Below are 12,257 nucleotides of genomic sequence, written 5' to 3' on the forward strand. Positions count from 1 at the left end.
CCAGTTCCATATGGATCGGATGGATTATTTCCGCCACAAATGCGAGGAGCATCGTGAAAATCGCCGCAAATACATGGACTACCGCAAACATTACAAGCATCATGAACGAAGAATGCATCATTATCATGACCGTTGCCAATTATGGAATGACGGTAGCAGTTCATTTGGGCGAGGTTCATCATCTTCATCCTCGGGTGGCAGTAGCTCCTCCTCCGGATACCATTATCGACATAGACGGGATCATAGACGAGGACGTGGGTGTGACTGCGGATGTTCATTTTGAAGCGTATGAGGAAGGACGCCAGCTAATTAAGCGGCGTCCTTTTCCATACTCAATTCGTAAATGCTTCAACAGCGACTCCTTTTTTCTTTAACTCGCGTCTTAAAGTAAGGAGGGCATCATCTTTGTTTTTACATTCCAAGATGATGTCCACATTGTAATCCGCTAGCGCACTGACAAATGTAAGGAACGCCTCTGGATCAATATCGTCAGCATGAGCGCGAAAGTCATTTGCTGACTTAGGTGAGGACATGTGCATCTTCGGTGTGCGTTCTCCCCAGGTTTGAATAATTCGTGGAAGGTATTCCGTCCAAACCTCGCCATCAGAATGGCAGTTGTGGTGGTGAATATCGAGCACCATCGGCACACCGATCTGTTCGCACAGCTCCAGAACCTCGCGCATGGTAAAAGAAGTGTCATCGTTTTCCACGACTAAACGACGTTTCACGTTTTCAGGAAGCTGCTCGAAGTTGGATGCAAAACGAGCAAGAGAAGAGGCTTTATCTTCGTATACCCCTCCCACATGTGTCACCAAGACGGAATTATCGTCAAGTCCCAGTAAATCAAACACTTTTGCATGGTAGGAAAAATCGGCAATGGTCGCTTCCAGCACAGAAGGCTTGTCACTATTCAATATGCTGTAATGTCCGGGATGAGCTGTCAAACGAATGCCATGATTGCGGATATAATTCCCAGCCTTTTGGAAGTCCCATGCGAATTCCTTTGCCCAATCCCATTCAGCTGCTACCGGATGAGTAGCCAGTGGAACAAATTCAGAAGGAAGCCGATACAAAAAGATCTGATTTTCTACATTATAAGCAAGTAAATCCATTAAATTGAAAAAGTTTGCCTGCATAACTTGCCGCAGCTTTTTTAATCGAGCTGGGGGATCTAATTTATTTACTTGGGCAACCGTCGTTTTTTTGTTTGGATTGTTTTTCGTCTTTACACTGATGCAGGCATAGCCCATACGGATCAAGGAAATCTCCCTCCTTTGCAGCAGCATTCTGTTGTAGTATCTCCAAAACGGGAACGTCGTCGACTTCTTGCCAGGGAATTATAAAACGGATAAGATGGGAGAATGTCACAGGCACGCCTACAACCTTTCCGTAAAAATGCAGACGTTCCTCGTGAGTAGACTTCGGTAAAGGGTTTTGAAGGAGAATGCAATGAATAGTCTTGACCAATCCTATAGTATGACTCTGGTTTTTCTCTCCTATTTTATTTCAGCAATGGCGTCATACACAGCATTAGATCTAGGCGCACGTCTCCATTATGCAAAAGGCAGGGGACGTGTGTTTTGGTTATGTGCTGGAGCCGTCTCCATGGGGCTTGGTATTTGGGCTATGCATTTTGTTGCCATGCTTGCTTTGCATCTGCCGATTGCTGTCGAGTATGATCACTTGATTGTATTTTTCTCGATTGTTTTGGCCGTGTTATCATCAGCGCTTACATTATGGATCGTGAGCGAACAGTCCATGTCCAAGACGAGGGTGGTAACAGGATCAGTTGTCATTGGAACTGGTATTGCAGGAATGCATTATACAGGGATGGCAGCGATGATGATGAACGCCGTTATTCTGTACGATTGGCTATGGTTTACTGTATCCATTTTCGTGGCGATCTTGTTTTCGATGGTTGCGTTGATTCTTACGTTTCAATTGCGTTCGGTGGACCCAGTAGAAGGTCTCTGGCGTAAAATTTTTGCAGGGCTGTTGATGGGGGCAAGCATTACCGGCATGCATTACACTGGAATGTACGCCACCACATTCGTCGCTCACGAGCACATGACAATCGCAGTGATCCCGTATGATGATTCGGGGCTGATCGCTACCATGATTGGCATTGTCAGCGTGTTGATTCTAGTCGTGACCTTGGCTTCTGTATACGTGGACAAGCAATTCGCAGGGAAGACCTTGCGCGTTCTAGAAAGTGACCAGCGCTATAAATCGCTATTTGAGCACAATTACGACGGAGTAATCTTTTACTCGATCGATGGGACGCAAAGTGTCATGAATCCTGCGGCGATGCGATTGACAAAGGAGCAGAGCTTGCCACTCAAAAAATTAATGACGATGTGTACTACTACAGTTGCCGAGCTCATATCGACCCATTTTGCAAATGCCGTGCAAGGTGACGCGCGCAACTGCGATATTACCTTGACGACGCGCGAGGGCTGTCAGATTCATCTGAACATGACTCATACCCCCGTATTTGTCGATCAGCAGATTACGGGGGTCTTTATGATTGTGAGAGACATCACCAATAAGAAGGAATACGAGGCAAAAATCAATTATCTCGCTTTTCACGATTCGTTGACGGGTTTGCCGAATCGCCGTTTTGTCGAACAGCAACTGGATCAGGTGATCATGGAGGCACAAAAAACAGATCAGCAAGTTTACGTGCTGTTTCTGGATCTCGACCATTTCAAACTGGTAAACGATTCCTTGGGGCATGATTTTGGTGACCTGTTACTTCAGGAAGCGTCCTTACGTTTGCGGGAATGTGTAGGAAAAAAAGGAACGGTGTACAGGCTCGGCGGAGACGAATTCATGGTGATTCTGACAGATGTCACGGAAAGAGAAGTATCTTCCATGGCGAATGAAATCAACGAGACGATTGAACAGGCATTTTTTATCCATGGGTACGAGTTGTACATAACGACGAGTATCGGGATTTCTCGCTATCCAGAGGATGGGCAAGACAGAAGTGTCTTGATGCGGAACGCAGATGCGGCGATGTATGTAGCCAAAGACAAAGGGAAGAACAGCTTCCACCTGTACGTACCGAATCTGGAGCAAGCAGTGAATGACAAAATGAATATTCAAAATGAATTGAATCGTGCTTTGGCCAGGCAAGAATTTTTATTGCATTACCAGCCACAGGTAAGTGCCAAATCAGGCGCAATCGTTGGCGTAGAAGCACTGATTCGGTGGGATCATCCTGAACGAGGCTTACTTTTGCCAGACCAGTTCATCTCGGTAGCAGAAGAAACCGGGTTGATCGTACCGATTGGAGAATGGGTGCTGCGGACGGCCTGCAAGCAGAACAAGCAATGGCAAGATCAGGGACTCATGCCGCTTCGGGTAGCCGTCAATCTATCTGCACGACAATTCCTCAAACAAGATTTTACCCAGATGATCGCTGAGATTCTGCACCAGACTAGGTTAGCACCGGAATACTTGGAGCTTGAAATCACAGAAAGCAGCATGATTGACGTCCACCGTGCCACACAGGCACTTAAGGAACTGAAGCAATTAGGCGTGCACGTTGCGATTGACGATTTTGGAACGGGCTACAGTTCTCTCTACTATCTGAAAGAATTCCCGTTGAATCGTTTGAAAATAGATCGCTCGTTTGTGCGCGACATGATCGAACAGCCTTCCAATCAGGCCATTGTGTCCACGATTATTTCCATGGCGCATCATTTGCAACTGCATGTGATCGCAGAAGGGGTCGAGACAAAGGAGGAGCTTGCGTTTTTGCAGGAGCATCTGTGTGAAGAAGTGCAAGGCTATTTATTTAGCAGACCGTTACCGAGTGAAGACGTAGCATTTTATTTGCAAGCCCAAAAAGGCGTTAGTTAAACAAGAGGAGCAGCTCTCATGAGTTGCTCTTTTGTTTTGCTTCTGCCAGCCGAATGAGGTGGTATAGCTGTCAAATTGGCACGTAAAATGTACTATTCCTGCTAACTTGTCTAGGAATTGCATCTAGGACGAAATGAGGGAGAGAATGCTAGCTCTAGGTGTCATCTTATTGCTGTTGACCATTGGAGTTGCGATTGCCATTGGGTATCGGGCAAACGAAAGCGTCAGGCACTTTGATGAAAGCGCGCATGAAAGTTTTATCGGTTCCCAAGCAGAGAGGGAGGGATAACGAAATGCAGCAGGAAAAAGAACAGCAATTGCTCGAGGACAGGAGACACCTGAACAAGTTTGGTTATGCGCAGGAATTACTGAGGGATATGGGTGGCTTTTCGAACTTTGCGATCTCATTTTCGATTATCTCTATTTTGACAGGCGCAGTATCCTTGTATGGGCACGGATTACTGTATGGCGGTTCTGGCATGATGGGCTTCGGATGGACCTTGGTCGCGCTATTCGTCATCCTGATAGCAGCATCGATGTCTGAGCTCGCATCTGCGATCCCTACAGCCGGAGCATTGTATCATTGGGCAGCTATTTTAGGCAGCAAACGGTGGGGCTGGTACACAGCGTGGATCAATCTCATCGGCCAAATCGGGATTGTCGCAGGTATTGACTATTCGTTCTCTTTGTTTGCGGACCCGCTGCTCGCGAGTGCGTTTGGCTATACCTCAACGGAAACGACTACGTTAATCCTGTTCGGGATTACACTCCTTTTGCACGGTACATTTAACCACATTGGAATTCGACTTGTTGCCCGGTTAAATGATTTCTCTGCTTGGTACCATATTGGCGTCGTCGTCATACTCGTCGGAAGTCTCGTTTTTTTCTCCCGTCATGATCTGCAACCGCTTGATTACCTCTTCCAAGTCGGTCAAACCTTTTCAGACAAACCGTACGCGATTGCTTTTTTGATTGGGTTGTTACAGGCGCAGTGGACATTTACTGGGTATGATGCATCGGCGCATACAATCGAAGAAACGATTAATCCACGGGTTCGTGCTGCTTGGGGGATTTATACGTCTGTGGCCTTTTCCTTTATTTTTGGATTTATCATGCTTGCTTTTGTCACTTTATCCATCAAAAACGCAGCGGCTGCCAGTGAAGCGGAAAATGCATTTATTTATGTGATTAGCGAAGCATTAGGCGGCACATTTGGTTCCGTTGTGCTGTGGCTCGTCACCTTTGCGATGTGGTTCTGTGGCTTGGCATCGATTACTTCCTTTTCGCGAATGTTGTATGCGTTTTCGCGTGACAAAGGAATGCCGTGGAGCCATCAGTGGGCAGAAATTTCGACCAAATACCGAACGCCGGCAAAAGCAATTTGGCTGGTTATCATTCTTTCCTTTGCGCTTGCCTTGTTCGATTACATCGTGAAAAGCATCAATCCGAACACGTCGTATACGACTTTGGCATTTCTGACGGCGGTAAGTGTCGTTGGGTTATATGTCGCTTACGGGATTCCGTTGTACCTCAAGCTCCGGGCTGAATCGCGGGGACTTTTTCAGTGGAAGCATTACGGTCCTTGGCATCTGGGGAACTGGAGTAAACCCATTAATGTGTTGAGCCTCATTTGGATCGTCTTCATCTCGATAATGATGGTGATTCCGCCGAATCAAACAGCTGGGTATGCCTTGATCGCCATGTTTTTGGTGCTTCTGATCATGGATTTGGCTTATTACCGGAAGCATTTCAGGGGCCCGCAAGCTGCGCTGGGCAATTCAGAGGAAGACATAAAACGTCAGGAAGCAAAATTTCGCGACTCCTAATGGAAAAGAAGCTCTGGCTCACGGAATGTGAAGGGCCACCCTTATGTCAGTATTGGCATAGGGGTTTTTTTCGTGAAGGACGGTTTTGCATAACGAATGGCAGAGGACGAAAAGCTATCAGTAGGAAGGAAATAGCAATACAGATGGGAGGTAGGCGATGAAAAGGATGAGATGGCTGCTACTAACAATGGGAATCGTGCTGATGGCTCAAGCAACGAGCTTGGTTCCACTGGTGAGTGGGTATGACAAATATGTGCGTGAAGGAAACTCCTCGAATCGGTATGAAGTCGCGGGTATTACAAATGCAGGCGCATTCGAAGCCTTTTTTGAAAAACTTCAAGAAGCGGTCAAAAATAGTGACAAGACAGAAGTAGCCAAGCATGTCAGGTATCCTCTGCGAGTGAACAAAGACGGAAAAAGTCAGTTTATCCGAGATGAACAGCAATTTTTGGAAGAGTACAATCGAATCATGACTGAGAAGGTAAAGGAAGCGTTTTTACAGCAAAAGGTAACCGATACGTTTGTCAATGATCAAGGCGTGATGGTAGGGAATGGAGAAATCTGGCTGGGGCAATTTTCGAATCGCTTTGTCGTTTTTGCAATAAATGTGGAATAGGACAAGAGCTTTTCTCTAGAAAAGCTCCCACTCTAGTAGCATAAATCTTTTTATTGTTACAAATAGTATATTTTACATGGACATTATCGGTGGAAAATTCTAAAATAACAAATAAATAGACAGCTACAAATGTGGATTCGACAGCCTCGTCCTTGTGGAATGGACATTTGTTATTTTCATCGTTCCGTGATAGAATTCACAAAACGATATTTTTTTTAGCTAAACTTAACTGACTCGGGAAATGTTAAGGGATAAGGCAAAAAGAGGAGTGATTGTGTGAGTTTGGAAACGAAGAAATGGGCGGATGAAGTAGCTGAGCAGGTAATCTCATGGCGACGATATCTCCATCAGCATCCAGAATTGTCGTTTGAAGAGGAAAAGACGTCTCAATTTATTTACGAAACGTTGGAATCTTTCGGGAATTTGGAGCTTTCGCGGCCAACCAAAACGAGCGTGGTCGCTCGACTGATCGGATCACAGCCAGGAAAAGTTCTTGGCATTCGCGCTGACATTGATGCTCTCCCGATCCATGAAGAAAATGATGTGCCATATGCATCAGGAAAAGCTGGCGTGATGCACGCGTGCGGACATGACGGTCATACAGCGATGCTGTTGGGAGCCGCAAAAATTTTGTCCCAGTACAAGGATAAAATCAAAGGTGAGGTTCGGTTCTTCTTCCAGCATGCCGAGGAGCTGCCGCCGGGTGGGGCTGCTGAAATCGTAAGAGCTGGTGCAGCGGACGGACTGGATTCGATCATCGGTATTCATTTGGCATCGTACATGCCTGTAGGGAAATTTGGTGTACTTTATGGGGCACTTACTTCATCGACAGATCGCTTCGATATCAAGATTCAAGGAAAAGGTGGACACTCCTCGCAACCGGAGGCATCTGTTGACCCGATCGTCATTGGGGCACAGGTTATTACTGGCCTACAACAAATTGTATCCCGCAACGTCAGTGCGTTGGACAAGGTCGTTATTTCGGTGACGATGCTGAATGCAGGGACAGCTTATAACATCATTCCAGATTCGATGACGCTGACGGGCTCCACACGCTGCTTCGATGCACAGATTCGCCAAAATATTCCGATGTGGATTGAACGAATTGTCAAAGGAATTACCGAAGCGCATGGAGCAAGTTATGAATTCACGTTCTCGCACGGCTACACATCCGTTGTCAACGACAAGCAGGTGACGAAGCTGATGGAGGATACGATCCGCGAGCGTTGGGGAGAAGAAGAGATTATTTACATTGATCCTTTGATGCCGGGTGAAGATTTCTCTGAGTATTTGAAAAAAGCTCCTGGCTGTTTTATTCAATTGGGTGCTGGCAATCCGGATAAAGGCTTCACGTATCCGCACCATCATCCTCGCTTTGATTTTGATGAGGATGCAATGGTACGCGGCGTGGAATTGTTTGTTCGGGCAGCTCAAAAAGTCGTCATGGAGTAGAGCGAGATAGAATGAGGGGGATGTTGTATGGCAGAGGCACGCGTCAATGAGTACAAGCTGCATTTTCTCGTACTTATTCTCGTCGCATTGACAGAATTTATCGGGACAAAAAAAATCAGTATTGGCATCGGGGTTATCGCTCTGTTTCCGATGCTTTACGCGCTCGTTTTAGGCGGGGCAATCAGTTGGCCTAAGTTTAAATTCTTGAGTGAAAAAGAAATGAACGTCGCAGCCAATATTTTGGGTGTTTCGTTTTTGATCTTTATTGCGAAGCTGGGAGCCAATATCGGTCCTGAGCTTCCTAAGCTTCTCGGCTCTGGTGTATCCTTGGTTGTACAAGAGATGGGACACATTGTAGGGACAATTGCACTTGGTCTGCCCATCGCATTGTGGCTGGGTCTGAAGCGTGAAGCAATTGGGGCGACTTATTCTCTGGACCGCGAACCAAACTTGGCGATCATTGTAGAAAAGTTTGGAGGAAACTCTGCCGAAGCTCGCGGCGCGCTGGGCGTCTATATTTGCGGAACCTTGTTTGGTGCCATTTATATGTCGATTCTTGCAAGTATTTTAGGAAGCAGCGGGTTGTTTCACCCGATTTCACTGGCGATGGGAGCCGCAGTTGGTTCTGGTAGTATGATGGCAGCAGCTACAGGCTCATTGGCTGTTATTTTCCCGGAAGCGCAAAAAGACATTGCCTTTTATTCTGGAGCGGCAAATTTGATGATGAGTATCGTCGGAACGTACGTATGTATCTTCTTCTCCTTGCCGGTTACACAAAAGCTGTATGCATGGCTTGAGCCTATCATTGGACGTAAAAGCGCTTCTTCTGCAGCAGAAGGGGGGAGAAAAAGCGCATGAATCAAATCTTGACGATTTTTATCATCGGCTTCATTGCTCTCATCGGTAACTGGATCGGTTATAAAGTACCAATCATGGATTCTTTGCCAGGTATTTTGCTCTTGGCGGTCATTACGCTGATTGGAATGGGCTTCACGCGCATCCTGCCGTTCAAATCTCCCGTCATTGTATGGATTTCTTTGTTTGCGATGCTTGCGACATCCCCGTTTTTCCCAGGGAATGAATATACGGCTGCTGCGATTGCCAAGATCAATCTGCTCGCATTGGCCACACCGATTCTCGCCTATGCAGGTCTGTCACTCGGAAAAGATGTTCATCTATTCAAACAGCTTAGCTGGCGTATCGTAGTCGTGTCTCTCGTCGTCTTTACTGGCACGTTCCTCTTCGCTACGTTGTTTGCGGAGATTGTCTTCAAGATTCAAGGTAAATTTTAACGAAACTGTTTTTGGGTTAGGGCCTCCGTGTGCTTCCATATGCCATGGAGGTTCTTTTCACATAAAACTGTGAGAGTCAGGAGTGGAGAGAGTATGGTCATTGATGTAAGAAAGGTTACCTGGCAAAGAGATGAAACAACCATTCTGCGAGACATTGCCTGGCAAGTACAAGACAAGGAGCATTGGTGTTTAGTCGGGTTAAATGGCTCTGGTAAAACCAGTCTGTTGAAAATCATTTGTGGTTATGTATGGCCGACAAAGGGGGAGGTCAGTGTATTAGGCAACCTTTATGGAACCGTCGACTTGCGCGAGGTGCGTAAATCAATCGGCTGGGTAAGCACAGCGTTGATGGCACAGCTTCATGAGCATGAAACTGCACTCCGTGTCGTCTTGAGTGGACGGGAGGCAACCATCGGCTTGTATTCCGTTCCTGAAGAGGCGGATGTAGAGAAAGCGTCGGATTTACTCGATACATTTGGATGCCGTGCACTGAAAAACAGACCTTTTGCGGCTTTATCGCAAGGGGAGAGACAAAAAGTACTGATTGCTCGCGCATTGATGGCTTCCCCTCGCTTACTCATCCTAGACGAGCCTTGCACTGGGCTGGACCTCCTTTCAAGAGAACAGCTGTTGGCCATGATTGAACAAATTGCCAAGCAGCCTAACGGACCCACTCTCATTTATGTCACCCATCACATCGAAGAAATTTTGCCTTGCTTCACGCATACTTTGCTGCTAAAAGCGGGGGAAGTTGACCAGGCTGGAAAAACCGATGAGGTCCTAACGGCGGAACGTCTGACAAGCTTTTTCGGCGTACCTGTTCACATTCAACGCTCGCAAGGAAGATCTTGGGTCAGCTTAGGGGAAGAGGCGACCGTGTGATTATGTAGTGCGTTGGATAAGTTTGGGCACGAGTCAGCACGGTTGTGCATGATTGTGTATAATAACAATAAGAAATTGTATCTGGGAGGAGAGGAGAGATGGAGGCATGAACAATGTGATTGCACCAATCACAGACTCCACCTGGGCGATCATCACCTATGAGGAAGCGTGGAATAGCTACGTGAACAGCTATGTGATCAAACAAGGGAATGCCTTTGTATTGATTGATTCTCACCAGCGCAAGCAACGCTCATTTTTTCAACAGGCGTTGGAAGAGATCGGGGTCAAGCCAGATCGAACGGAATATGTCTACTTCACTCATCGACATGCTGATCATATTGGAAATGCCGATATGTTCCCTTCTCGTAACAATTGGATTCACCTCGACGATTATTACGAACTGGATGATTTTTCACAGACGCTATTCGGCCATACGTTTACAGGTAGTGGGGGGGATCTGCCGTCCCTGCGTTTCCGACAGCTTTCTTTTCATACAGAAGGCTCCGTTGCCTTTTTTGATCCCCAGTCGAAAATATGCTTTGTTGGCGATCATTTATGCTTTGAAAACACAGAACTCGGCCAAATCGTTGGTGGAGAAGTGGACTGCCGGGCAGCTTATCAAGAACAATTGAAGCAATGGGTAGCGCGTGAACCAGAGCGAGCGGCGGAGTTTACGGGGGGCTTGGAGATTTTGCAGGATTGGCCCATTGAGTATTTAGCTACTGGTCATGGCCCCATTCTTCATGGCGAAATCAAGGAGTTTTTGCAAGAGCTGATTGCGATTGCTCGTCCGTAACGAAAAAAGACTTGTGCGCCGCGCATTGACGGCTAGCACAAGTCTTTTTGCATTACTTGCTGGAAGGTGTTGTATCTTCTTCATCCACTTGTTTTTCGCTTTCCAAATCTTTATCCATGATTTGGACGTTATGCTTTTTATACAATTCTTCGATCCATTTATCCATATTATTTCGTTTGTTTCTGGATTTTACTTTTTCGATTACTTTCGGGCGAGCTTCTTCAAATGTTCCCTCGAACTTATCTTTGTTTTTCTCATAGTATTCTTTGATTTGTTCTTCAGTGATCGGGTTATCCTTCTCGAACAGCTTGTCCCGCAACATAACAGAGCGCACGCCTTCACGGAGCTCTTGCTCAGTCATTTGCTTATCCTTCAAATACTGTTGGAATCTTTCTGGTGATCCCATTTTTTCTTTAACTGGGTTCACACGTGCATCGAGTTCTTGATCGGTTACAGTTATTCCTCGTGCAGCGCCTTCCTGTTTGTACAGCTCCAAGGTGATGATATCAGCCATGACACGCTTACCGGCATCTTTTTTCAATTTGTCGTACATTTGCTCTTGCGTAATTGTCACATTACCGATTTTGGCAACAGGGTTATCTGCAGAGAATGCAGAATCTTTTCCAGGTGTACAGCCCGCTACAGCGAGACCGAGTACAAGTGCTGAGGCAGCAAGTATAGATACATTGAATTTTTTCATGAAAAATACCTCGCTTTCTTGATAGTAATACGACTGTGCGTAGAGCAGCGTTACGGGAAGCGGAAAATAAAAACCGCACACATAAAGCAATGTGCGGTCGTCAATCAATTAGCTGGCTTGTGTAGAGGCTTTTTTCCACTCTTCCAAGCGTTTTTCCAGTACGGAGTGATTCAGATGCACAAGACTAGCTGATTTGTCCATCAATTGTTTCAGATAGGAAAGGGCTCGCTCATAATTTCCTTTGGCAGCTTCAATCTCTGCCAAGCAGAAGAGCTTCCAGTCTTTTGCCGATCGTTTGCTTGCGATTAGCTGGTAAGCTTCTATCGCACTCTCCACTTCACCCAGGCGGGCGTGCGAGCAGGCAATAAGCGCTAAGGAATCAGTCATTCCCTGATCACGCTGGTAAATACGAAACGCCACTTCCAATGATTCGTTGTATCGTTCGGAGGAATAGTAAACGATCGCCAGGTTGTAAAACAAGTAGTGAATCATCGCTTGATTGAATAACGTTGGTCGTTCCTTGCAGACGTTGATTCCTTGAACGATATATTTTTCGGCCATTTCATAATTGCCAAGCATGATCTCATGGGTTGATTTATCCAGCATAGCGACAGCACGGGAACGGTTCTTCCGATAGGAAGCCTCCAGCCAGCGCAATCGAATATTCAAACGGCGTTTGAACAGATTGGCCATGTACTGAAAGCGGAAGGGCCAGTGCAGGCGAATAAACATAACCAACAGCACAGCCGCAATCCCTGCCAGCGTTGATGTCAAATTAAAACTCAAATACTCCACGTAGTGACACCCTCTCTATATACGCTGCATC

13 protein-coding genes are annotated in these 12,257 nt (G+C 46.3%); 10 read left to right on the top strand and 3 right to left on the bottom strand.

Annotation, left to right across the window (positions count from 1 at the left end; genetic code table 11):
• Positions 1 to 53: 53 nt before the first annotated feature.
• Positions 54 to 374, top strand: coding sequence for a hypothetical protein (locus HP570_RS26760; RefSeq protein WP_064199756.1), 321 nt, complete (start codon positions 54 to 56; stop codon positions 372 to 374).
• Here the strand turns inward: HP570_RS26760 and uvsE are convergent.
• Positions 333 to 1,259, bottom strand: a complete 927-nt coding sequence (gene uvsE / locus HP570_RS26765) for a UV DNA damage repair endonuclease UvsE (RefSeq protein WP_173627723.1) — start codon at positions 1,257 to 1,259, stop codon at positions 333 to 335. The genes HP570_RS26760 and uvsE overlap by 42 nt on opposite strands.
• A 190-nt stretch (positions 1,260 to 1,449) precedes the next feature.
• Here uvsE and HP570_RS26770 point away from each other — a divergent pair, with 190 nt between their 5' ends.
• From HP570_RS26770 to HP570_RS26810, 9 genes are all read left to right on the top strand, one after another.
• Positions 1,450 to 3,867 carry an EAL domain-containing protein gene (locus tag HP570_RS26770; protein WP_173627724.1) on the top strand — a complete coding sequence of 806 codons (2,418 nt, stop codon included), beginning with the start codon at positions 1,450 to 1,452 and terminating at the stop codon, positions 3,865 to 3,867.
• 145 nt (positions 3,868 to 4,012) lie between these two features.
• Positions 4,013 to 4,156, top strand: coding sequence for a hypothetical protein (locus HP570_RS26775; protein WP_173627725.1), 144 nt, complete (start codon positions 4,013 to 4,015; stop codon positions 4,154 to 4,156).
• Between the two features lie 4 nt (positions 4,157 to 4,160).
• On the top strand, positions 4,161 to 5,693 hold the full coding sequence (locus HP570_RS26780) for an amino acid permease (RefSeq protein WP_173627726.1): 1,533 nt from the start codon (positions 4,161 to 4,163) through the stop codon (positions 5,691 to 5,693).
• A 157-nt stretch (positions 5,694 to 5,850) separates the two neighbouring features.
• On the top strand, positions 5,851 to 6,309 hold the full coding sequence (locus HP570_RS26785; protein WP_173627727.1) for a hypothetical protein: 459 nt from the start codon (positions 5,851 to 5,853) through the stop codon (positions 6,307 to 6,309).
• Positions 6,310 to 6,585: 276 nt separating this feature from the next.
• Complete coding sequence (locus HP570_RS26790; protein WP_173627728.1) at positions 6,586 to 7,761, top strand: amidohydrolase; 1,176 nt, start codon at positions 6,586 to 6,588, stop codon at positions 7,759 to 7,761.
• Positions 7,762 to 7,788: 27 nt separating this feature from the next.
• Positions 7,789 to 8,619, top strand: a complete 831-nt coding sequence (locus HP570_RS26795) for a DUF3100 domain-containing protein (RefSeq protein WP_012685855.1) — start codon at positions 7,789 to 7,791, stop codon at positions 8,617 to 8,619.
• Positions 8,616 to 9,053 (top strand): hypothetical protein, encoded by a 438-nt coding sequence (locus HP570_RS26800; RefSeq protein WP_012685856.1) that lies wholly within the window; start codon positions 8,616 to 8,618, stop codon positions 9,051 to 9,053. Before HP570_RS26795 ends, HP570_RS26800 begins: the two co-directional genes overlap by 4 nt.
• 93 nt (positions 9,054 to 9,146) lie before the next feature.
• Positions 9,147 to 9,935, top strand: a complete 789-nt coding sequence (locus tag HP570_RS26805; protein ID WP_012685857.1) for an ABC transporter ATP-binding protein — start codon at positions 9,147 to 9,149, stop codon at positions 9,933 to 9,935.
• Positions 9,936 to 10,041: 106 nt separating this feature from the next.
• On the top strand, positions 10,042 to 10,731 hold the full coding sequence (locus tag HP570_RS26810; RefSeq protein WP_173627729.1) for an MBL fold metallo-hydrolase: 690 nt from the start codon (positions 10,042 to 10,044) through the stop codon (positions 10,729 to 10,731).
• Between the two features lie 52 nt (positions 10,732 to 10,783).
• Here the strand turns inward: HP570_RS26810 and HP570_RS26815 are convergent, their stop codons facing one another.
• Positions 10,784 to 11,431 carry a SurA N-terminal domain-containing protein gene (locus HP570_RS26815; protein WP_254495494.1) on the bottom strand — a complete coding sequence of 216 codons (648 nt, stop codon included), beginning with the start codon at positions 11,429 to 11,431 and terminating at the stop codon, positions 10,784 to 10,786.
• A 108-nt stretch (positions 11,432 to 11,539) separates the two neighbouring features.
• A complete protein-coding gene (locus tag HP570_RS26820; protein ID WP_012685860.1) occupies positions 11,540 to 12,226 on the bottom strand; it encodes a tetratricopeptide repeat protein in 687 nt (228 codons plus the stop codon).
• Positions 12,227 to 12,257 lie beyond the last annotated feature (31 nt).

Origin of the sequence: Brevibacillus sp. RS1.1 (genome assembly GCF_013284365.1) — a bacterium.
Classification (GTDB): Bacteria; Bacillota; Bacilli; order Brevibacillales; family Brevibacillaceae; genus Brevibacillus; species Brevibacillus brevis_D.

Bases quoted from the DNA above. Each gene is read 5' to 3' on its own strand.
- HP570_RS26770 (WP_173627724.1), top strand. From the start codon at position 1,450: ATGAATAGTCTTGACCAATCCTATAGTATGACTCTGGTTTTTCTCTCC.
- HP570_RS26775 (WP_173627725.1), top strand. From the start codon at position 4,013: ATGCTAGCTCTAGGTGTCATCTTATTGCTGTTGACCATTGGAGTTGCG.
- HP570_RS26780 (WP_173627726.1), top strand. From the start codon at position 4,161: ATGCAGCAGGAAAAAGAACAGCAATTGCTCGAGGACAGGAGACACCTG.
- HP570_RS26785 (WP_173627727.1), top strand. From the start codon at position 5,851: ATGAAAAGGATGAGATGGCTGCTACTAACAATGGGAATCGTGCTGATG.
- HP570_RS26795 (WP_012685855.1), top strand. From the start codon at position 7,789: ATGGCAGAGGCACGCGTCAATGAGTACAAGCTGCATTTTCTCGTACTT.
- HP570_RS26800 (WP_012685856.1), top strand. From the start codon at position 8,616: ATGAATCAAATCTTGACGATTTTTATCATCGGCTTCATTGCTCTCATC.
- HP570_RS26805 (WP_012685857.1), top strand. From the start codon at position 9,147: ATGGTCATTGATGTAAGAAAGGTTACCTGGCAAAGAGATGAAACAACC.
- HP570_RS26810 (WP_173627729.1), top strand. From the start codon at position 10,042: ATGAACAATGTGATTGCACCAATCACAGACTCCACCTGGGCGATCATC.
- HP570_RS26815 (WP_254495494.1), bottom strand. From the start codon at position 11,431: ATGAAAAAATTCAATGTATCTATACTTGCTGCCTCAGCACTTGTACTC.